Annotated in this window: 18 protein-coding genes and 1 tRNA gene; 12 read left to right on the top strand and 7 right to left on the bottom strand. The window is 59.9% G+C overall.

Annotated features, from left to right (window positions below; all coding sequences use genetic code 11):
• Positions 1–11 precede the first annotated feature (11 nt).
• The 3 genes from ACSQ16_RS18405 to ACSQ16_RS18395 all read left to right on the top strand — a co-directional run bounded on the left by ACSQ16_RS18405 (position 12) and on the right by ACSQ16_RS18395 (position 1910).
• Positions 12–1094: an NAD(P)/FAD-dependent oxidoreductase gene (locus ACSQ16_RS18405; protein ID WP_243261972.1), complete on the top strand. Its 1083-nt coding sequence runs from the start codon at positions 12–14 to the stop codon at positions 1092–1094.
• Between the two features lie 164 nt (positions 1095–1258).
• Entirely contained in the window at positions 1259–1438 is a 180-nt protein-coding gene (locus ACSQ16_RS18400; RefSeq protein ID WP_093927716.1) for a hypothetical protein, read from the top strand.
• A gap of 76 nt (positions 1439–1514) precedes the next feature.
• Entirely contained in the window at positions 1515–1910 is a 396-nt protein-coding gene (locus ACSQ16_RS18395; protein WP_243261973.1) for a response regulator, read from the top strand.
• Positions 1911–2359: 449 nt separating this feature from the next.
• Here the strand turns inward: ACSQ16_RS18395 and ACSQ16_RS18390 are convergent.
• Positions 2360–2445: transfer RNA gene (locus tag ACSQ16_RS18390), tRNA-Leu, on the bottom strand.
• A gap of 169 nt (positions 2446–2614) precedes the next feature.
• Here ACSQ16_RS18390 and ACSQ16_RS18385 point away from each other — a divergent pair.
• The 9 genes from ACSQ16_RS18385 (at position 2615) to ACSQ16_RS18345 (ending at position 16087) form a co-directional block, all read left to right on the top strand.
• Positions 2615–3601 carry a complex I NDUFA9 subunit family protein gene (locus ACSQ16_RS18385; protein ID WP_243261974.1) on the top strand — a complete coding sequence of 329 codons (987 nt, stop codon included), beginning with the start codon at positions 2615–2617 and terminating at the stop codon, positions 3599–3601.
• Positions 3601–4407: an undecaprenyl-diphosphate phosphatase gene (locus ACSQ16_RS18380; protein ID WP_243261976.1), complete on the top strand. Its 807-nt coding sequence runs from the start codon at positions 3601–3603 to the stop codon at positions 4405–4407. The genes ACSQ16_RS18385 and ACSQ16_RS18380 overlap by 1 nt, the downstream gene beginning before the upstream one ends.
• A gap of 160 nt (positions 4408–4567) precedes the next feature.
• On the top strand, positions 4568–6001 hold the full coding sequence (locus ACSQ16_RS18375) for an NAD(P)-dependent oxidoreductase (protein WP_243261977.1): 1434 nt from the start codon (positions 4568–4570) through the stop codon (positions 5999–6001).
• A gap of 141 nt (positions 6002–6142) precedes the next feature.
• On the top strand, positions 6143–10675 hold the full coding sequence (gene gltB, locus ACSQ16_RS18370) for a glutamate synthase large subunit (protein ID WP_243261979.1): 4533 nt from the start codon (positions 6143–6145) through the stop codon (positions 10673–10675).
• Between the two features lie 152 nt (positions 10676–10827).
• Positions 10828–11532, top strand: coding sequence for an SGNH/GDSL hydrolase family protein (locus tag ACSQ16_RS18365; RefSeq protein WP_243261980.1), 705 nt, complete (start codon positions 10828–10830; stop codon positions 11530–11532).
• Positions 11533–11539: 7 nt separating this feature from the next.
• Positions 11540–12274 carry a monofunctional biosynthetic peptidoglycan transglycosylase gene (mtgA, locus tag ACSQ16_RS18360; protein ID WP_093927723.1) on the top strand — a complete coding sequence of 245 codons (735 nt, stop codon included), beginning with the start codon at positions 11540–11542 and terminating at the stop codon, positions 12272–12274.
• Positions 12275–12332: 58 nt separating this feature from the next.
• Positions 12333–13001 carry an FtsZ-binding protein FzlA gene (gene fzlA, locus ACSQ16_RS18355; protein ID WP_093927724.1) on the top strand — a complete coding sequence of 223 codons (669 nt, stop codon included), beginning with the start codon at positions 12333–12335 and terminating at the stop codon, positions 12999–13001.
• A 22-nt stretch (positions 13002–13023) separates the two neighbouring features.
• Positions 13024–14070 (top strand): tRNA epoxyqueuosine(34) reductase QueG, encoded by a 1047-nt coding sequence (gene queG, locus ACSQ16_RS18350; protein ID WP_243261982.1) that lies wholly within the window; start codon positions 13024–13026, stop codon positions 14068–14070.
• A 10-nt stretch (positions 14071–14080) separates the two neighbouring features.
• A complete protein-coding gene (locus ACSQ16_RS18345) occupies positions 14081–16087 on the top strand; it encodes a hydantoinase/oxoprolinase family protein (RefSeq protein ID WP_243261983.1) in 2007 nt (668 codons plus the stop codon).
• A 29-nt stretch (positions 16088–16116) separates the two neighbouring features.
• On the opposite strand, the gene msrA is transcribed toward ACSQ16_RS18345, so the two are convergent.
• The 6 genes from msrA to ade form a co-directional block, all read right to left on the bottom strand.
• Complete coding sequence (msrA, locus tag ACSQ16_RS18340; RefSeq protein WP_243261984.1) at positions 16117–16626, bottom strand: peptide-methionine (S)-S-oxide reductase MsrA; 510 nt, start codon at positions 16624–16626, stop codon at positions 16117–16119.
• Complete coding sequence (gene msrB / locus ACSQ16_RS18335) at positions 16623–17072, bottom strand: peptide-methionine (R)-S-oxide reductase MsrB (RefSeq protein ID WP_243261985.1); 450 nt, start codon at positions 17070–17072, stop codon at positions 16623–16625. The genes msrA and msrB overlap by 4 nt, the downstream gene beginning before the upstream one ends.
• 95 nt (positions 17073–17167) lie before the next feature.
• Positions 17168–18037, bottom strand: a complete 870-nt coding sequence (locus ACSQ16_RS18330) for a DMT family transporter (protein ID WP_243261987.1) — start codon at positions 18035–18037, stop codon at positions 17168–17170.
• Positions 18038–18381: 344 nt separating this feature from the next.
• Positions 18382–18669 carry an HU family DNA-binding protein gene (locus ACSQ16_RS18325; protein ID WP_007118569.1) on the bottom strand — a complete coding sequence of 96 codons (288 nt, stop codon included), beginning with the start codon at positions 18667–18669 and terminating at the stop codon, positions 18382–18384.
• A gap of 126 nt (positions 18670–18795) precedes the next feature.
• Positions 18796–20259 carry an AMP nucleosidase gene (locus ACSQ16_RS18320; protein ID WP_093927729.1) on the bottom strand — a complete coding sequence of 488 codons (1464 nt, stop codon included), beginning with the start codon at positions 20257–20259 and terminating at the stop codon, positions 18796–18798.
• The gene (gene ade / locus ACSQ16_RS18315) at positions 20256–22058 is read right to left on the bottom strand and encodes an adenine deaminase (RefSeq protein WP_243261988.1); all 1803 of its coding nucleotides are present in this window, start codon (positions 22056–22058) and stop codon (positions 20256–20258) included. The genes ACSQ16_RS18320 and ade overlap by 4 nt, the downstream gene beginning before the upstream one ends.
• Positions 22059–22134 lie beyond the last annotated feature (76 nt).

The raw sequence follows: 22134 nt of genomic DNA, 5'->3' as shown, positions 1-22134 counted from the left end.
AGACAGCACCGATGGGCAAACGTATCGCAATCATAGGTGGCGGATATGTGGGCGCTGAGCTCGCCAAGACGATGGATGACATAGCCGATGTCACGCTGATCGAACAGCGCAGCCATTTTGTGCATGCGCCAGCGATGATCCGTGCCTTGGTTCAGCCCGGTTTGGTCGAAGAGGCGCTGATCCCTTATGACCGATTGCTAAAGCGCGGCCGGGTGGTTGAGGCGCGGGCAACGGGCGTTGATGGGAATGGGGTCACGTTAGATGATGGCGCGCGGATTGACGCGGATTATATCGTTGTCGCCACCGGTTCGGATTATGCGGCTCCGTTCAAGCCTAAGGGCGCTGACATTGAGGGGATGCGCACGGCAAACCAAGCGGCGCGGGAAAAGCTGGTGTCGGCTAAGACCATCGGCATTATCGGCGCCGGGGCTGTGGGCGTCGAGCTTGCAGGCGAAATTGCCTATGCAATGCCAGACAAAAAGATCACCCTAATCACGATGGACGACAAGCTTTTTGCGGCGAAGCCCGATAGCCTTGGAACATCGCTCAGCAAGAAATTGAAAGCCAGTGGTGTGGAGATCATCCTTGGCGAAAAGGCCGAAGGGCTTGCATCAAAAACAGAGCCGCATGCGGGGAGTGTGACCCTCGGCGATGGGACGCAGCGAACATTTGACCTGATCTTTCCTGTCCTAGGTGCGCGGGCCTGTTCTGACCTGCTTAAAAACCTGCCCGGCGCAGAGGTGACCGCTGCTGAGCGGATCAAAACCGATGACTATATGCGCCCCTCCTCGCTGCCCAATGTCTTTGCCGCCGGGGACGTTGCGAATCCCGGTGACAATATGACCATCGTTGCGGTTAGCCGTCAGTTGCCGTGGTTGAAAAAGACGCTGACCGGGCTGATCACGGGCCGCAAGCTGGCAGATATGAAGACCTACCGCCCATGGGGCCCCGAAGCGCCGATCCTGCTGCCCTTGGGGCCCAAACGCGGCAACAGCTTTTTGATGCTATTCACCGTGGGCGACTGGGTCACGCAAAAGATGAAAGGCGCGCATCTTTTTGTGTCGAAGTACGAAAAACTGCTGAACCGTCCCTGACTGATGGGGTCAGTCCTCTGCGCAAATGCGCGGGGTGCTGACCTGACACGGTCCTTTCAGGGGCTGCTCATATACCAAAGAGTAGTGTTCTTATGCCAACGCCAGCAGGCATCGGGCAGCAACTTGTGTGAAGGTTGAGGTAATTCAACTCAGGAGCACAAGCCATGACTATCCAGTTCGACAGCACCCGCGAAGCTATTCAAAACGCCACAAAGATTGCGCCTATCATGGCCTGTGTCAGCATGGGGAAATTTGCCACGGCTCAGGGTGAGCTTGTCTGGCAGAAGGGCGATATCGCTTGCGTGCGTGCGTCGTCAGCCATGTTCGTCGGCAAGCGCATCTGAAGGTTCACTCCAAATTAGCTCTTTTACATATACTGAGGACCTCGGGATGTAATCGTAAATGTCGAGGGCGGGTGAAATGAGCTGGAATGTTATCATTGTCGATGATTCTGATATAGCGCGGCAGGTGATTCAGGCGTCTCTCGCCGAAGTTGGGTTTACATGTGTGGCGGAATACGGATGTCCGGCCCGTGCTTTGGATGATCTGAGAAAACAGCGCATTGCAACGGATATCATTACCACTGATTTCATGATGCCGGCGATGGACGGGCTTGAATTTTGTAGTAGTGTTCGGAGGTTGTCGTTCTATCAGGGCGTCCCTGTCGTAATGATCTCTACTCGGAAAAATGATGATCTGTTGCGACGTGCCTTGGCGGCAGGTGCAAGCGACTGTTTGAAAAAGCCTTTTAGTTTGGAAGAACTCGAAGCACGGTTGCAGCTATGTATGCAGAAGGCGAGGCACGCGCATCAATAACGCGCAATCGGGGTATGAGAGATAGCTGAACTGCGTAGCGTTTTGCCTTTAGGGTCGCGGCAAAATCTCGCTTGCCGCGCTTGCGACAAGCTCCTGCCTGCCCGAACCGATAGTCGTGCGCATATGTGCAAGGCGGGCCGTCGATTGTGGTGCTTTGCTGTCGGCGATTGCGGTTCCGATTATCGCGGAGGGAAAGCCGATCGATGCGGTGGACCTCATTTAGAATTCAGGTGAGCAAAGCTTGGACGCAGTGGTGATCAATCACCTTTCTAGACTTCGCACGGCAGGTGAACTGATCGGCAATGCATACGCGTCCGAGCAATGCGATTCTCCTTAAAGGGGCATCATAATCGCGGCCCCCATAGGGAGTGAGTTTGTGTGATAGCTGTTGGATATGAAAACAAAAAACCCTCGAAAACCGAAGTTTTCGAGGGTTTTTTTGTTGATATTGGTGCCCAGGAGAGGACTCGAACCTCCACACCGTTGCCAGTACTAGCACCTGAAGCTAGCGCGTCTACCATTCCGCCACCTGGGCACGTATCGTGTTGGGTGCTCTAAGGCTCGGCTGGGTGACTGTCAATCGCAATTTGGGCGAAAACCTTAAAATCCTCCGCGATGGCTGCTGTGCATTGGGGTTTGGCCTTGTGACAGGGGCGGCGCGCAGGTACATCCTGTGAAAGAATTTGATCTACAGGAGCGGCAAAATGTCTAAGCTGGTCACGATTTATGGCGGTTCGGGGTTTGTCGGACGCTATATCGCGTATCGCATGGCCAGAGCTGGCTGGCGGGTGCGGGTGGCGGTGCGTCATCCCAACGAGGCGCTCTTTGTGCGCACCTATGGTGTGGTCGGCCAAGTCGAGCCGATTTTGTGCAACGTTCGCGACGATGGCTCTGTGCGCGATGCGCTGCGCGGGGCCGATGCGGTAGTGAACTGCGTGGGTATTCTGGTTGAGACCGGCAAAAACGGTTTTGACGCCGTGCAGTCCGAAGGGGCAGAGCGCATCGCGCGTATGGCCGCGGGTGAAGGCGTTGATCGCTGTGTTCAAGTCTCTGCCATCGGCGCGGATATGGAAGCCGACAGTGACTATGCCCGTACAAAGGGCGAAGGCGAGGCGGCGGTGCTCAAGCATATGCCCCATGCTGTGATCCTGCGCCCATCAATCATGTTCGGGCCGGAGGATGAGTTCTTTAACCGCTTTGCAGGTATGACCCGCACCGGGCCAATCCTGCCTGTTGCCGGTGCTTCGACCCGCTTTCAGCCTGTCTTTGTCGATGATGTTGCCAAGGCTGCTGAAAAGGCGCTTGAGGGGCAAGCCGCATCGGGCGTCTATGAATTGGGCGGGCCGGACGTGGATACGTTCCGTGGCTTGATGCAGCGGATGCTTAAAGTGATTCACCGTCGACGCTTGGTGCTGAACATGCCGTGGTTCGTCGCCAAGATGGTGGCCTTTGGTTTCGATATGCTGCAATCGGCCACCTTTGGGCTGTTTACCAATAAGATGCTGACCCGCGATCAGGTCAAAAACCTGCGCAATGATAACGTCGTGGCCGAGGATGCGCGCGGCTTTGCCGAGCTTGGCATCACCCCAATGGCGATGGATGCGGTACTGCCTGACTATCTGTGGCGCTTCCGGCCCTCCGGGCAATATGACGCGATCAAAGCTTCGGCACGTAATCTGCGGCAGGGATAATGGAAAACTCGACTACTCTGATCGCCGCCTTTCTGGGTTTGCTAGAGGGGCTGACAGAGTTCATTCCCGTATCGTCGACTGGGCATCTTTTGTTGGCCGGGCATTTTTTGGGTTTCCACAGCGCCGGGCGGTCCTTTGAGGTTGTCATCCAACTGGGCGCGGTGCTGGCAATTCTAACGGTGTACTCAGCACGGCTTTGGGCCGTGTTTTCGGCGGCACCACATGATCCGCAAGCGCGACGTTTTGTATGGTCGGTGCTTTTGGCCTTTCTGCCTGCGGTCGTGATTGGTGTCATGGCGCATGAGTTTATCAAGACAGTCCTTTTTGAAACGCCGCTGCTCATTGCCATCATGCTGGTGCTGGGCGGGGTGGTCCTTTTGGTTGTTGACCGTATTGCGCCCGCGCCGACCTATTCTGACGCAACTAAATTTCCGCTTTCGATGGCCTTTAAAATTGGGGTGATCCAATGCCTCGCTATGATCCCCGGCACTTCTCGCTCGGGCGCGACGATCGTCGGGGCGTTGTTGTTAGGGTCGAGCAAGCGCGCGGCGGCGGAATTTTCGTTCTTCTTGTCGATGCCGACCATGGCGGGTGCCTTTGCCTACGACATCTATAAGAACCGCGATGTGCTGGATGCCTCGGCCATGGGAGAGATCGCGGTTGGTTTTGCGATGGCCTTCATCTCTGCGGTGATCGTGGTGCGTTGGGTGCTCGACTACGTGAGCCGCTATGGCTACGCGCTGTTCGGTTGGTGGCGAATCTTTGTGGGCGGGGTCGTCATTGTCGCGCTCTATGCGGGTTTGTAAGTATATAGGTCCGAATCGGACTTTAATTCGTGCATAAAAATGGTGTCCGGACGGTTCATTTGGCCGGAAAGAGGTAAATAGGTCAGCACTACTGTCTTTTATTTATTTTTGAGCTCTTGTATTTGGGCCTTCTGACGGAATTTGTCGAAGGGACGGGTATATGGCGAAGCAGGTTATGCTGAAATTTACGGATGTGGCGCGGGACATGCCTGAGAAGCGTCCGCCCAACCTGCGCCGAACAGATTTCGACGAGATCTATGCCGAATACGCTGACCGCAAAGCCGCCGAGCAATCAAGCCGGTGCAGCCAATGCGGTGTGCCTTATTGCCAGACCCATTGCCCGCTGCATAACAACATCCCCGACTGGCTGCGCCTAACCGCCGAAGGCCGGTTGGAAGAAGCCTATGAGATCAGCCAGGCGACAAACACCTTCCCCGAGATCTGTGGCCGTATCTGCCCCCAAGATCGTCTGTGCGAAGGCAACTGTGTGATTGAGCAGTCAGGCCACGGCACTGTGACCATCGGCTCGATCGAGAAGTACATCACTGACACCGCGTGGGAGAAAGGCTGGGTCAAACCCGCCGCCCCGCGTGAGGAACGTCAGGAAAGTGTCGGCATCATCGGGGCTGGCCCCGGCGGTTTGGCCGCAGCTGATATGCTGCGCCGTACCGGTGTGCAGGTTACGATCTATGACCGCTATGATCGCGCGGGCGGGTTGCTGACCTACGGTATCCCCGGCTTTAAGCTTGAAAAAGACGTGGTAGAGCGCCGCAACGCGCAACTGGTCGATGGCGGCGTGACCTTTGAATTGAACTGCGACGTAGGCCGCGACATCAGCTTTGGCGCGATCCGTGGCAAACATGACGCAGTGATCATCGCCACTGGCGTCTATAAAACGCGCGAGATCGAAGCCCCCGGCGTAGGTGGCTTTGGCGTAGAGCGGGCGATTGATTTTCTGACCGCCTCCAACCGCAAAAGCTTTGGCGACACGGTCGAAGAATTCGAGAATGGCCGCCTGAATGCTGCTGGCAAAAAGGTTGTCGTGATTGGCGGCGGCGACACGGCGATGGACTGCGTGCGCACCTCGATCCGTCAGGGTGCGGAGAGCGTCAAATGTCTCTACCGCCGTGACCGGGCCAATATGCCGGGCAGCCAGCGCGAAGTGCAAAACGCCGAGGAAGAAGGCGTGATTTTCGAATGGCTCAGCGCGCCTAAAGGTTTTGTCGGTGATCCGGTGACCGGGGTCATGGTGCAAAAAATGCGCCTTGGTGCGCCCGATGTGACGGGCCGTCAGGCACCCGAAGTCATCGAAGGGGCCGACTACGTCGAAGACGCCGATCTGGTGATCATGGCTCTGGGCTTTGAACCCGAAGACCTGCCGGTGCTGTGGGATGAGCCGGACCTGCCGGTCAACCGCTGGGGGACGATCAAGGCGGATTACGTCACCGGGGCCACCGCGCTGGAAGGCGTTTATGCCGTGGGTGACATTGTGCGCGGCGCAAGCTTGGTGGTGTGGGCGATTAAAGACGGTCGCGATTGCGCCGAAGCGATCCTGAATGATTTCAATGGGGTGCAGCGCATCGCCGCAGAATAAGCGACGGCGCGGGCTGCTGCCCAAACCCGAGATTTACATAGATGCGAAACCCGCAGGTCATGACTTTGCCGGGACGCAAAAAACCAAAACCAAGGCCGAAGTCACAGCAGGATTTGCGGCATTTGTGGAAGGAACCAAGCCATGACCAAATATGATGACGCCTGGGTAGCCCGCGAAGAAGCCAAACGGGCGATGATGGCCGAAAAGGGTATGTATAGCTTCGAAGAGGAACATTCCTCTTGCGGTGTTGGGCTGGTGGTTAACATCAACGGCGAAAAGACCCGCGAAGTTGTCTTGAACGGGATCAACGCGTTAAAGGCGATCTGGCACCGTGGCGCGGTAGACGCTGATGGGATGACCGGCGATGGCGCGGGCATTCACCTGCAGATCCCCGTGCCGTTCTTTTACGATCAGGTGCGCCGCACCGGCCATACTCCGCGCGAGAATGAATTGATTGCCGTGGGGCAAGTGTTCCTGCCGCGTACCAACTTTGCCGCACAAGAGACATGCCGGACCATCGTGGAAACCGAAGTGCTGCGCATGGGCTATTACATCTACGGCTGGCGCCATGTGCCGGTTGATATCTCGGTGCTGGGCGATAAGGCCAATGCGACACGCCCCGAGATTGAGCAAATCCTGATCTCAAACGCCAAGGGCGTGGATGAAGAGACATTCGAGCGTGAGCTATACGTGATCCGCCGCCGGATTGAGAAAGCCGCCATCGCCGCGCAGGTGCCGCAGATGTACATTGCGTCGATGTCCTGCCGCAGCATCATCTACAAGGGCATGATGCTGGCCGAACAGGTGGCCGAATTCTATCCCGACCTGAAAGATGATAAGTTCATCAGCGCCTTTGCGATCTATCACCAGCGCTATTCGACGAACACGTTCCCGCAGTGGTGGTTGGCGCAGCCCTTCCGCATGTTGGCGCATAACGGCGAAATTAACACACTGAAAGGCAACACCAACTGGATGAAGAGCCACGAAATCCGCATGGCATCTTCGACCTTTGGTGACATGGCCGAAGATATCAAACCGATTGTCGCAGCCGGGTCGAGCGACTCTGCCGCCTTGGATTCGGTGTTTGAGGTATTGGTACGCGCAGGCCGCTCTGCGCCGATGGCCAAGACGATGCTGGTGCCTGAGTCGTGGTCCAAGCTGGCTGTGGAGCTGCCCCAAGCGTGGCGCGACATGTATTCCTACTGCAACTCGGTGATGGAACCATGGGACGGCCCAGCCGCGTTGGCGATGACCGATGGGCGTTGGGTTTGTGCCGGGCTTGACCGGAACGGTCTGCGTCCGATGCGCTATGTGGTGACTTCGGACGGTATGCTGATCGCGGGCTCCGAAGCTGGTATGGTGCCGTTGGACGAGGCGCGGGTTGTCGCCAAGGGCGCGCTTGGGCCAGGGCAGATGATCGCCGTGGATATGACTGAGGGCAAGCTGTTCCACGATACTGAAATTAAAAACAAGCTTTCAGGCAACCAGCCCTTTGGCGATTGGGTTGGCAAAATCCATGAGTTGGATGACGTGCTGAGCGCGGTCACTGAAAAGCCGCTCTTTGAGGGCAATGACCTGCGCCGTCGTCAGGTTGCGGCGGGTTATACCATCGAAGAGTTGGAGCAGATCCTCGCGCCGATGGCCGAGGACGGTAAAGAGACGCTGGCGTCGATGGGTGATGACACGCCCTCGGCTGTTCTGAGCGGGCAATACCGCCCCCTCAGTCACTTCTTCCGCCAGAACTTTAGCCAAGTCACCAACCCGCCGATTGATAGCTTGCGCGAATTCCGGGTGATGAGCCTTAAGACACGGTTCGGGAACCTAAAGAACGTGTTGGACGAAGACAGCAGCCAGACCGAGATTCTGGTGCTCGACAGCCCCTTTGTCGGCAACGCTCAGTTCGAAGAACTGATGTCGCAGTTTAAGGTTCATACCGTCACCATTGATTGTACCTTTGAGGCGGGCAGCAGTAACCTGAGCGCCGGGCTGGCGCGCATTCGGGCCGAGGCCGAGGATGCAGTACGCTCTGGCGCGGGGCATTTGGTGCTGACCGATCAGTACAGCGACGCAGACAAAGTCGCGATGCCGATGATCCTTGCCACCAGTGCGGTGCACAGCCATTTGGTGCGCAAAGGCTTGCGGACCTTTACGTCGCTGAACGTGCGCGCGGCGGAATGTGTTGATCCGCATTACTTTGCCGTGTTGGTGGGTTGCGGTGCGACCGTCGTGAATGCTTATCTGGCCGAGGATTCCTTGGCCGACCGTATCGGGCGCGGCCTGCTGGATATGACGTTGACGCAAGCGGTGCAGAAGTACCGCGAGGCGATTGACCAAGGCTTGCTCAAGATCATGGCGAAGATGGGGATCAGCGTGATCTCCTCCTACCGTGGTGGTTTGAACTTTGAAGCCGTAGGCCTGAGCCGCGCCATGTGCGCGGAGTATTTCCCCGGCATGACCAGCCGCATCAGCGGCATCGGCGTCGTAGGCATTCAACGCAAAGCCGAAGAAGTCCACGCGCGTGGCTGGCAGGGTGATGGCGTCGTCATGCCTATCGGCGGCTTTTACAAGCAGCGCAAAACTGGCGAGAAACATGCGTGGGAAGCCAGCAGCATGCATATGTTGCAAATGGCCTGCAACCGCGCCTCTTATCAGATGTGGCAGCAGTATTCGAAGAAGATGCAGAGCAACCCGCCGATCCATCTGCGCGATCTGCTCGACATCAAGCCGCGCGGCAATCCTGTGCCGCTGGAAGAGGTGGAAAGCATCACCTCGATCCGCAAGCGGTTCGTAACGCCGGGCATGTCGCTGGGAGCGCTGTCGCCCGAGGCGCATAAAACGCTGAACGTGGCGATGAACCGCATCGGTGCGAAGTCCGACAGCGGCGAGGGCGGCGAAGATCCGGCGCATTTCGTGCCAGAAAGCAACGGCGACAATCCGTCGGCCAAGATCAAACAGGTCGCCTCGGGCCGCTTTGGCGTGACGGCGGAATATCTGAACCAGTGCGAAGAGTTGGAGATCAAGGTCGCGCAGGGCGCCAAGCCCGGTGAGGGTGGCCAGCTTCCGGGCATGAAGGTCACCGACCTGATCGCGCGGCTGCGGCATTCGACCAAAGGCGTGACGCTGATCTCGCCGCCGCCGCACCATGACATCTACTCGATCGAAGACCTCGCGCAGCTGATCTATGACCTCAAGCAGATCAACCCGCGCTGCAAGGTGACGGTGAAACTGGTGGCCTCTTCGGGCGTTGGCACGATTGCCGCCGGGGTGGCGAAGGCCAAGGCCGATATCATCCTGATCTCGGGCCATAACGGTGGCACCGGGGCCTCGCCTGCGACCTCGATCAAATATGCCGGTCTGCCGTGGGAGATGGGCCTGACCGAAGCGCATCAGGTTCTGTCGATGAACAACCTGCGCGACCGGGTGACATTGCGCACCGATGGCGGGCTGCGCACCGGGCGCGACATCGTCATGGCGGCGATGATGGGAGCCGAGGAATACGGCATCGGCACCGCCGCGCTGATCGCCATGGGCTGTATCATGGTGCGCCAGTGCCAGTCGAACACCTGCCCCGTGGGCGTCTGTACCCAAGACGAAGCGCTGCGCGGCAAGTTCACCGGCAATGCGGACAAAGTGGTGAACCTGATTACCTTCTACGCGACCGAAGTGCGCGAGATTCTGGCCAGCATCGGGGCGCGCAGCCTTGATGAAGTCATCGGCCGCGCGGACCTGTTGACGCAGGTCAGCCGAGGTTCGTCGCATCTTGATGATCTGGACCTGAACCCGTTGCTCATTACCGTCGATGGGGCGCATGAAAACGTCTACGACCGCGACAAGCCGCGTCAGGTGGTGCTCGATACGCTGGACTCTCAGATCGTGCGCGATGCAGCGCGGTTCTTGGAAGACGGCGAGAAGATGCAACTCTCCTATGCGGTGCAAAACACGCATCGGACCGTGGGCACGCGGGTCAGCAGCCATATCGTCAAGCGGTTCGGGATGCGCAATTCGCTGCAGCCGGACCACCTGACGGTGAAGCTGACCGGCAGCGCCGGGCAGTCCTTGGGGGCCTTTGCAGCACCGGGGTTGAAACTGGAAGTCTCGGGCGATGCCAACGACTATGTCGGTAAAGGCCTGTCGGGCGGCACGATTGTGGTACGGCCAACGATGGCGAGCCCGATTGTGGCGTCAGAGAATACGATCATCGGCAACACGGTGCTTTACGGTGCGACGGCAGGCTATTTGTTCGCCGCGGGCCGGGCGGGCGAGCGTTTTGCGGTGCGCAACTCAGGCGCCCATGTGGTGATCGAAGGCTGCGGCAGCAACGGTTGTGAATATATGACCGGCGGTGTGGCGGTGATCCTTGGTGAGATCGGCGCAAACTTTGCCGCCGGGATGACCGGGGGGATGGCCTATTTGTATGATCCCGAAGGGCTTGCACCGAAGCTGATGAATGCCGAAACCATTGTGACCTGTGCGGTCACTGTAGAGCATTGGCTGAATCAGTTGCATGGGTTGATTGAGCGTCATGTAGCGGAGACCAACAGCCGCAAGGGCGCGGATATCCTCCAGCATTGGGACACGGAGAAGCACAACTTCTTGCAGGTCTGCCCGAAGGAGATGCTGGTGCATCTGCCTGCGCCGCTGTCGGTGGAAGAGGCGGCAGTTCCGGCGGAGTAAGTTATCCCCCGCGCGGCTTCGGTCGCGCGGGAGGGCCATCGCCAGCCCGCCGGGACGGGCAGGCGATGGCCCGGCGCCTGCGGCTTGATTCCGGGCTAGGGTGGTATTCAAAAGTGTCTGCGCTACCTCTGCCTCTCCACGGGAGGCAGATCATGCGAAGAATTCTAGCGGTATTGCTGATAATCACAGGCCTAAGCGCCTGCACCGACACCGCACCGCGTGGCGGAGGCGATATCCTGGTGCTGGGCGATTCCATCATGGCGTGGAATGGAGGCCGCTCGATACCCGATGTCATTGCCAACCAAACGCGCCGCAGCGTCACCAGCCGTGCCGTGCCCGGCGCGCAGTTCGACAATGGCTCGACCATCGCCTCTGCCGTTGGCTTTGACATCCAGCAGCAGTTCCCCGGCGGGCGCTGGAACTGGGTGGTGGTGAATGGCGGTGCCAACGATCTGAGCGCCGATTGCGGCTGCGGGGCCTGCGGGGCCTCGGTGAGTGCGCTAATCGCACCGAACGGTCAAAGCGGTAGCATCCCCGCCTTCTTGCAACGCCTTCGTGCCCAAACCAGGGCGCAGGTCATGTGGATGGGCTATTACGCAGGCTCCGGCTCGGGCTCCTTTGCCGGATGCCGCGATGATCTGGTCGAAATCGAATCCCGCATCGCCACTTTCGCCGCAGGCCGCCCGGGGATCCATTTCGTCGATTCCGAAGACGTGATCGACCGGGGGGACCGCGGGCTTTTTGCCGGGGACAACGTGCATCCCTCCGCCCGTGGATCGGCCCGGATCGGTGCCTATCTCGCGCAAGAGATCACCGCGCGTGAGAAAAGTTCACAAATCCCTGCGAGCAGCCTATAGCTAATTCATGACCACGCGCAAAAAGACCGCCTCAAAAGGCCAAACCCGCCGCAAAGCCGCGCCAAAAATCACGTTGAAAAAACGGGTCACCCGCTGGCTGTTTGGTGCAGCCCTTGTGTCTGGCGCGCTGGTGGTTTTGCTGGTGCTGCTTTTTCGGTTCGTTAACCCGCCCACCGGGGTCTACATGTTTTCCGAAAGCCGCCGTTTGGGCGGGGTTCAGCGCGATTGGGTGCCGCTGAACCAGATTGCCCCGGTCATGGCCCGCTCTGCCGTGGCAGCGGAGGATGCGAATTTCTGCAACCATTGGGGCTTTGACATGGAGGCGATCCGCACCGCGATCGAGAACGGCTCTGAGCGCGGGGCATCGACGATCAGCCAGCAGACGGTCAAGAATGTCTATCTCTGGCATGGCCGATCGTGGATACGCAAAGCGATGGAGGCGGGGATGACGCCGTTGGTCGAAGCGCTTTGGCCCAAGCGGCGGATTATTGAGGTTTACCTGAACGTGGCAGAGTTTGACGAAGGCGTGTTTGGCGTCGGCGCGGCGGCTCCGCATTACTTTGGGGTCAGCGCCGCAGAGCTTAGTGCGACACAGGCGGCGCGGCTCGCCGCTATTCTACCCGCGCCCAAAGACCGCTCTGCCTCGCGCCCTAGTGACTTTACCCGCAAGCGCACGGCGCAGATTATGGATGGGGCGGCGACCATCCGCGCGGACGGTCGTGCCGCCTGTTTCGACAGTTGAAAATCCCTGCGCCAGCAGGCATGGAAGAGTGCAATCCCTTTAATCACACGGACTTCTTATGACGGCTCGCTTGTTTCACGTTCCCTTGTCCCCCTTCTGTCGCAAGGTGCGGCTCAGCCTTGGGGAGAAGAAGATCGAGGTGGAACTGGTTGAGGAACGTTACTGGGAGCAAGACCCGGATTTTCTGCGCCGTAACCCGGCGGGCAAGGTACCCGTTCTGCGGCTCGACGGGATCATGATGTCCGAAAGCGCCGCGATCTGCGAATATATCGAAGAGACCCGCCCCGAAGCGTCGCTGCTGCCCAGCGACCCGGTGCAGCGGCTTGAGGTGCGCCGATTGGTCAGTTGGTTCGATGATAAGTTCCACCATGAGGTCACCTCCAAGCTGCTGTATGAACGGGTGAACAAGAAAGTCACCAAACAGGGCTATCCGGACAGTAAAAACGTCAAAGCCGGGGCCAAGGCGATCAAGTACCATCTGGATTACATGACGTGGCTGCTGGATCACCGCCGGTGGTTGGCGGGCGACGTGATGACGTTGGCCGATTTTGCGGCTGCGGCACATCTGTCCTCGCTGGACTATATTTCCGATGTTGATTGGAATCGGTCGGACGTGGTCAAAGACTGGTACGCCAAGATCAAATCCCGCCCGGCTTTCCGCTCGATCCTTGCCGATCAAGTGCCGGGTTTCCCGCCGCCAAGGCAATACAACAACTTGGATTTCTGATGGCGTCCGGGGCGCCAAGAGGGTGACCGTGGACAGCGAAGATCTGAAGGTACGACTGGTCGCGCGAGCGTTCGAAGAAGGCTTTGTTGCCTGCCGCATTTGCCGCCCTGCGGATGTGCCGGAAGTGCCCGAACGCCTCGCCCGTTTTGTCGAAGCTGGATATCACGGGCAAATGGGCTGGATGGAGGACCGGATGCACTGGCGCGGCAATCCTGCCGCCCTCTGGCCTGAGGCGCGGTCGGTCATCATGCTGGCCGAAAGCTATACCCCCGAACATGACCCCCGCGCGGTGTTGGAACATCCCGACAAGGGGGCAATCTCGGTCTATGCGCAGGGGCGCGACTACCACGATATCGTCAAGAAACGGCTGAAGCGGCTGGCGCGTTGGCTGATGGAAGAGGCGCGCGCGGCAGAGCCTGAGGTGAAGGTTTTTGTCGATACCGCCCCGGTGCCCGAAAAAGCCTTAGCGCAGGCGGCGGGGCTGGGCTGGCAGGGCAAACACACCAATCTGCTGAGCCGTAAGTTCGGCAACTGGGCCTTTTTAGGCTCTGTTTTTACCACGCTGGACCTTGCCCCAGACGCGCAAGAGGTCGATCACTGCGGCTCTTGTCGGGCCTGCCTTGATGTCTGCCCGACAGATGCCTTTCCCGGCCCCTACCAACTCGACGCGCGGCGCTGCATCTCCTATCTGACGATTGAGCATAAAGGCCCCGTTGATCTGGAGCTCCGCGAAAAGCTGGGCAACAGGATCTATGGCTGTGACGATTGCCTTGCCGCCTGCCCATGGAACAAGTTCGCCGTGACGGCGAGCGATATGCGCTATCACGGGCTAGCAGTGCAGCCCGCCGATCTGGCCGAGCTTGCCGCACTAGACGATACCGCCTTTCGTGCGCGTTACTCTGGTTCTCCGATCAAGCGGATTGGGCGGGACCGCTTTGTGCGCAACGTGCTTTATGCGATAGGGAATTCGGGGCTGGCACCGCTGCGCAGTGCGGCGCAATCTTTGACCGAAGATGCTGATCCGACTGTTGCTGATGCAGCGCGTTGGGCGGTAGAGCGGTTGGCATAGGGGTGCGCCATTGGCGGTTTTATTGGGCGTAGACACGGGCGGCACCTATACGGATGCAGTGCTGATCCGGGATGAAGTCGAGGTGATCGCGTCGGCCAAGGCCCTGACAACCCGTCAAGATTTGGCAATTGGCGTTGGCAAAGCGGTGAGCGCGGTGCTGGCGCAATCCGGTGTGGCAGCGGCCGAGATCGCAATGGCGTCGCTGTCGACGACCCTTGCCACCAACGCGCTGGTCGAAGGGCAGGGCGGCCGCGTGGCGCTGATTTATGTTGGGTTTCCCGCGCGTGATCTGGAGGCACATGGCCTATCTGACGCGCTGCGCGGCGATCCGTTCCTCTTGCTGGCCGGGGGCCATGACCACGCCGGGGCCGAGGCTGCGGCGCTGGACGAAACTGCGCTAATCGCGTTTTTAGAGACACATAAGCATGAGGTAAGCGGTTTCGCAGTGGCCAGCCAATTCGCCACGCGCAATCCGGCGCATGAGTTGCGGGTGGTGGAACTGGTGGCGCAGAGGACGGGCCGCCCGGTTTCTGCCTCCCACACTCTTTCCGCCAAGCTTAATGGCCCGAAACGTGCCTTAACTGCCCTGTTAAACGCGCGGTTGATCGGCATGATTGACCAGCTGATCGGGCGCACCGAAGACCAATTGCGTGCCTTGGGCATCAACGCTCCGATGATGGTGGTGCGCGGCGATGGGGCCCTGATGTCGAGCGCGCAGGCCCGCCAAAGGCCGATAGAGACGATCCTCAGTGGCCCGGCGGCGTCACTGGTGGGTGCGCGCTGGTTGACTGGGGCCGAGACGGCGATGGTTTCTGACATCGGCGGCACGACGACGGATGTGGCGTTGCTGCGTGATGGGCGTCCGGCGATTGATCCGGCAGGCGCGCAAGTGGGGCCATACCGCACCATGGTCGAGGCCGTGGCGATGCGCACCCACGGTCTGGGCGGTGACAGCGAAGTGCATTTCATAGCCGAAGGGCTGACGGCAGGGGTGACGCTTGGGCCGAAACGCTTGCTGCCTGTCTCTCTGATCGCTGTCGATGCGCCAGAGGTGGTGCATACCGCGCTAGACGCACAGTTGCGCCGCAACGTTCCGGGGGAGCATGACGGCCGCTTTGTCCGCGCCGTACCGGGGCAGGCGACCGAAGGGCTGGCGGGGCGGGAATTGGCCTTGCTGGATCGGATCGGTGACACGGTGCGCCCGTTGGGAGATGTGCTGCGCAATCGGATGGAGCAGGGCGCACTGGCGCGGCTGGTGGCGCGTGGGCTGGTTCAGGTCGCCGGGGTCACCCCATCGGACGCGAGCCATGTGACCGGGCAGCTTTTGGCATGGGATCGCGGTGCCGCCCGTAAGACGCTTGAGCTTTTCGGGCGCAAGCGCGGTGGGTCTGGACTACGGTTCTGCCCTGAACCCGAAGCGCTTGCGCAGATCATTGTTGCCCGTCTGACATATCAAACCAATCTGGCGTTGTTAGAGACTGCTTTTGCTGAGGAAGACGCTGATTTTAACCTTTCCCCGGAAACCTTGGCGCGCCATGTGTTATTGCAACGCGGGCTGGCGGGGCACCGGGGAGTGTTGCGGATCGATGCGGGTCTGAACCTGCCGATTGTCGGACTTGGCGCTTCGGCATTGACCTATTACCCGGCAGTCGGAGAGGCCTTGGGCACCCAGATGATCTTGCCTGAACATGCCGCCGTCGCCAACGCCATTGGCGCGGTGGTGGGGCGGGTCATCACGCGCGAAAGCGGCATTGTGACATCGCCGGGCGAAGGCAAGTTCCGGGTGCATCTAGCTGAAGGGCCAAAGGATTTCCCAGATGCGGAGAGCGCCTTGGCCCATGTAGAGATAGTTCTGACCAAGGCCGCCCGCGCCCGCGCGAAATCCGCAGGGGCGGTTGAGATCGAATGCCAAGTCACACGCGATATTCGCACGGCGGGAGTCGAAGGGCGGGAGGTTTTCGTGGAGGCAGAGCTTACGGTCGAGGCCTCGGGACGGCCACGAGTGGCGGTAGGCTAACCCCCGGCGCGGGGCCGGGGGCTGCGGCGTTACTCGGCTGCTTCGCGTTTTGGTAGCACCCAATCCGCGCGAGGGAAGTGGCAGGTGTAGCCGTTGGGCAGACGTTCAAGATAGTCCTGATGCTCCGGCTCCGCTTCCCAGAAATCACCGATCGGCTCGACTTCGGTCACCACTTTGCCCGGCCAGAGGCCGGAGGCTTCCACATCCGCGATGGTGTCTTCGGCCATGGCTTTTTGGTCGTCGTTGGTGTAGTAGATCGCAGAGCGATAGCTCATACCGACATCATTGCCTTGGCGGTTCGCCGTGGTGGGGTCATGGATTTGAAAGAAGAACTCCAGCAGCTCACGGTAGGAGGTCTTTTCGGGGTCAAAGTTAATTTCGATCCCCTCAGCATGGGTGCCGTGGTTGCGATAGGTTGCATTGGGCACGTCGCCGCCGGTATAGCCGACGCGTGTCGAGACCACGCCGGGGCGCCGGCGGATCAGGTCCTGCATGCCCCAGAAACAGCCACCGGCCAATACTGCACGTTCGGTTGTCATGTCACATTCTCCACTTGGTTAAGGTACTCGCCATAGCCTTCGGCTTCCATGTCGTCGCGGTGGATGAAGCGCAGGGAGGCGGAGTTGATACAGTAGCGCAGCCCGCCTCGGTCAGGCGGGCCATCGGGAAAGACGTGGCCAAGGTGGCTATCGCCGTGCTTGCTGCGCACCTCGGTGCGGACCATGCCGAGCGAGGCGTCTTGAAGCTCTTCAACATAGGCGGGCTCGATCGGTTTGGTAAAGCTCGGCCAGCCGCAGCCGCTCTCGTATTTGTCACCGCTGGCGAACAGGGGCTCGCCCGAGACGATATCGACATAGATGCCCGGCTCTTTGTTGCTCAGGTATTTACCGGTGCCGGGGCGTTCGGTGCCGCTGCGTTGGGTGACGTGAAATTCTTCGGGGCTCAGCGCATCAAGCGCTTCGTTGGTTTTTTCGTAGCGGGGCATGGCGTCCTCCATTCATGGGCTTGGCCTATTAGATGGGGTGTGGCGGCGAAATTCAAAGGGTTTGCGCGGGCGCGGTAACAGCGGCGTGAGGCGGCTCACCGCTTTCGTTGACGCGAAATCTGCACCGCAAGGATGCCGCCCGCGATGATCGCAACGCCAAGGATGTCGCGCGGTCCCAGTGTTTCGCCCAGCAGCAGGGCCGCGATGGCCACGCCGAAGAACGGGTTGAGGAAGTGGAAGGTCGCCGCCCGCGTGGCGCCGATGCGGTTGACCAGCCAGAACCAGACCACGGTGGCGGCAAGGCCGGGGACAAGACAGGTATAGGCAAAGGCGAGAGTCAGGCGCAGGCTCGGGTCGATGCGGGGGGTCTCAAACAGCAGGGTGGCGATGGAGAGGGCCACGCAGCCGACAAGCATTTGCAGGCCCACCACCATGAGGAAGTTGCCGCCCGAGGTCGCGCCACGCACAAGCAGGGTGGCCGCGGTGAGGGCCACCACGCCGATGGCGCAAAGGATGAGGCCATAGAGGTCGACTTGCCCGCCGAGGCGCGCGCCCATGATGATGGCGACGCCAATGACACCGGCAAACAGTCCCGCAATGCCCAAGGGGCGCAGCTTTTCGCCCAAGAACGCCCATGCGGCGAAGCCCACAAGAAGCGGCATGGTGGAGGCGATGATCGCGGCGAGGGAGGCCTCAATGGTCTGCATGGCGATGAAGTTGAGGCCGAGGTAGACCGCGTTTTGCAGCACGCCAAAGATGATCGTCGCTCGCCATTGCGCGGGGGTGAGCCGCCAGCTTTGCCCCAAGGCCAGCGCGATGCCGACGCCGATCAGGCCAGAGATCAGATAGCGCAGCGACAGGGCCAGCAGAGGTGAGGCGTCCATGACGATGATCCGCGCAGAGGTGAAGGCCGAGGACCACATCACGGCAAAGGCCAGACCCATGAGAATTGCGCGGATGTCCATGAGGTGCCTCCTGTGCTGAACTTGCTAAGCAATGGCGGGTTTGTGGGAGGAGGACAAGGTGGGTTTGGTGGGATGTTGTGGAGGGGGGGGTAGGAATGTCCGGTTTTAATGTATACCACCCGGCCCGGAGGCAAGCCGTAGGCGCCGGGCCATCGCCTGCCCGCCCCCCGGGTAGGCGATATGGCGAGGCTGGGTTAGAACCTCGCGACCGCACATCATGGCTGAGCCATAAAGTGGCACGAAGCTAGCGTTGGATCGCCGACCCGCGGGCAGGCGATGGCCCTCAAGGCCAACAAAAAAGGGCCGCCCGAGGGCGACCCTTTCGCAAACAATCAGCCAAAGGCTTACTCGTTCACGCTGTCCTTCAGCGCCTTCGCGATGGTCATCTTGACCACTTTGTCGGCGTCTTTCTTGAACTGCTCGCCAGTGGCGGGGTTGCGGACCATCCGCTCGGGGCGCTCACGGCAATAGATTTTGCCAACGCCCGGCAGGGTCACGGCACCGCCGGCGGACACTTCACGGGTGATCAGGTTGCAAACGGCGTCGAGCGCTGCGCCTGCGGATTTCTTGTCGGTGTCCATCTCTTCTGCCAGAGCAGCAACGAGCTGGGTCTTGGTCATCGGTTTTGCCATTTTATTCTCCTTAGACTGCCCGCTTTTAGGGCCTCATGGCCGGAATGTAACGGTATGTTGTGGGATAACACAACGAATTGTGGCGCTCTAAACGCGAAAACATGCGATTTTCCGCTGTTTTTAGCCTTACAGGAACGCAGTTTCGTCGAAGGAACGCAATTTTCGGCTGTGAATTCTCTCTAGCGGCATGCGGCGCAACAGTTCCATGGCGCGAATGCCGATCATCAAATGCCGTGCAACCTGCGATTTATAGAAGTCCGAGGCCATTCCGGGCAGTTTCAACTCGCCATGAAGCGGCTTGTCAGAAACGCATAGCAGCGTGCCGTAGGGCACGCGGAAACGGTAGCCATTGGCGGCGATGGTCGCACTTTCCATATCCAGCGCCACGGCGCGGGACTGGCTGAGGCGTTGCACCGGGCCGGATTGATCGCGCAATTCCCAGTTGCGGTTGTCGATCGTGGCGACCGTGCCGGTGCGCATGATGCGTTTCAGCTCATAGCCTTCGAGCTGGGTGACCTGCGCCACCGACTGCTCTAGCGCGATCTGAATCTCGGCCAGCGCCGGGATCGGCACCCAGACGGGCAGGTCATCATCCAGAACGTGGTCCTCGCGCAGGTAGCCATGCGCCAAGACGAAGTCGCCCAAAGCCTGCGTGTTGCGCAGCCCGGCGCAGTGGCCGACCATCAGCCACGCATGGGGGCGCAGCACGGCGATATGATCGGTCGCTGTTTTGGCATTGGATGGGCCGACACCGATGTTGACCAGCGTGATCCCAGAGCCATCCGCCCGTTTCAGGTGATAGGTCGGCATTTGCGGGGTCTTCAACGTCTCGGGCAGTGGCGCGTCGGGGTCGCTGATCTCTGCATTGCCGGTTGAGACGAACGACGTGTAGCCGCTCTCCGGGTCGCGCAGCATGGTGCGGGCGTATTGCTCGAACTCGGTCACATAGAACTGGTAGTTGGTGAAGAGTACGTGAGTCTGAAAATGCTCTGGATCGGTGGCGGTGTAATGCGCCAGCCGAGCGAGCGAGTAGTCGACCCGCTGCGCGGTAAAGGGCGCAAGCGGACGCACATCATCTTCGGGAACATAGGTGCCGTTTACGATATCGTCGTTGGTGGTGCTCAGATCCGGCACATCAAAGACATCGCGCAGGGTGAAATCGGCGGCACCCTCTTGCGGCACATTCATGGCATTATCGCCGCCCATGGCGAAATGCACCGGGATCGGCGTGCTGGAGGGGCCGATAATCACCGGTTGGTCGTGGTTTTCGATAAGCAGCCCAATCTGCTGGATCAGGTAATTCCGAAACAGATCAGGCCGGGTGATCGTCGCGGAAAAACTGCCGGGAGAGGAGACATGGCCAAAAGACAGCCGCGTATCGACATGGGCATAGGAGGAAGTGCGAAAACGCACTTCAGGATAAAAGGCGCGAATGCGGGCCTCGGGAGCCGTGGTTTGCATCGCCTTGGCAAAGCCATCGCGCAGGAACTGGGTGGCGTTGGTGTACAGTTCGGTCAGCCGGTCCACGGCGGCGGTGGCATCGCGAAACTCTTCGGGGTTCGGGGTATCCGGGGTCAGGATCGTGGTCATGTTTGCGGCTCTAACAATGGAATAATTTCAAACTTCTGCACATCGATCAGCCCAAGGTCCGAGATCCGCAGTTCCGGGATCACCACAAGGGCCAAGAGCGAGTGCTGCATATAGGCGTTGTTCAGCTTGCAGCCACAGTCGATCATCGCCTGCACAAGTGCTTCGGCATCGGCGGCGACCTCAGCGGCGGGGCGGTCCGACATGAGCCCGGCGATGGGCAGGGCGACAAGCGCCAATTCTTCGCCGTCTCGGAAAATGGTGATGCCGCCGCCAACCTCGCGCAGCCGGTTGGCGGCGAGGGCCATCTGCTCGGCATCGGTACCCACCACGATCATATGGTGGCTGTCATGCGCCACGGTAGAGGCCATGGCCATACAGCCTTCATAGCCAAAGCCTGAAACGAAAGCGTTGGTGACTGTGCCGGTAGCGCGGTGGCGTTCGACCAGCGCGATCTGGCAGACCTCGCCTGTGGCCTGCACCCGGCCTTCGGTGACCGGCAGTTCAAACTTCAACGCGCGTGTGGGGGCTTGGTTTTCGACTACACCGATGACATTGGCGGTGACGGCGTTTGCGCCTTCGGGGGCGGGGATGTCGAAGTCATCGGCGCTTAGGTCGCGTGCCATGTTCACAGTGTTGCGAGCCATGTCAGGCCAGTCGTAATGCGGGCAATCGACGAGGCATTTGCCGTCTTCCGCGACAACCTCGCCACGGGCAATGACCATTTCGACGGGCAGTGTCTTAAGGTCCGACGACAGGATCACATCGGCACGGCGGCCCGGTGTCAGCGAGCCGATCTCACGTTCTAATCCAAAGTGGGTGGCGGTGTTGATCGTTGCCATTTGCAAGGCAATCAACGGGTCGCAGCCGCAATCAATGGCATGACGCACCACCCGGTTCATATGCCCTTCGTTCGTGATGGTGCCGGAGTGGCTGTCATCGGTGCACAAGATCATATTGCGCGGGTCGAGGCCCTTTTCGGTAATCGCGGTAATTTGGGTTTTGACGTCATACCACGCGCTCCCCAACCGGATCATTGACCGCATCCCCTGCCGCATCCGCGCCACCGCATCGGCCTCACAGGTGCCTTCGTGGTCATCCGCCGGACCGCCTGCGACATAGGCGGCAAAGGCGGGGCCGAGGTCGGGGGAGGCATAATGCCCGCCGACGGTCTTGCCCGCGCGTTGCGTCGCTGCAATCTCGGCCAGCATTTGCGGGTCGGCATTGCTGACACCGGGGAAATTCATCATCTCGCCCAAGCCGATAATACCGGGCCATGCCATGGCTTCGGCCACATCCTCGGCGGTGACCTCAAAGCCTGTCGTCTCAAGCCCCGGTGCAGAGGGGGCGCAGGAGGGCATCTGGGTGAAGATGTTGATCGGCTGCATCAGCGCTTCATCATGCATCATGCGCACGCCGTTCAGGCCTAGCACATTGGCGATCTCATGTGGGTCAGTGAAGGCCGATGTTGTGCCATGCGGGATCACCGCGCGGGCGAACTCGGCTGGGGTGAGCATGGTGCTCTCGATATGCATATGCCCGTCACAGAGTCCGGGGACCAAATAGCGGCCCTTTGCTTCGATGATCTGGGTGTTGTCGCCACGGCAATGGCTGGCATCCGGTCCGACAAAGGCGATGCGCCCGGCGGCAATGGCGATGTCATGATCGGGCAGGCATTCGCGGGTGTGCACATTTACCCAGATGCCCCGGGTGATGATCGTGTCAGCAGGGCGCCGTCCGGCGGCGACTTCGACCAATTGCGCGGCCACATCGGGCCAAGAGGGGAATGTTTTATCTGTCATGGCCAAAGGTGACATAGGGGCGAGGGAGGTTCAAGCAGGCGGGCAGGAGGAAAAGGCGCGACATGTTGCCAGAGCG

The organism is Sulfitobacter sp. SH24, from assembly GCF_965641895.1.
In the GTDB taxonomy this organism is placed as follows: domain Bacteria; phylum Pseudomonadota; class Alphaproteobacteria; order Rhodobacterales; family Rhodobacteraceae; genus Sulfitobacter; species Sulfitobacter dubius.
The sequence above is the reverse complement of the archived record's forward strand: the minus strand, read 5'-3'. Positions and strand labels throughout refer to the sequence as shown.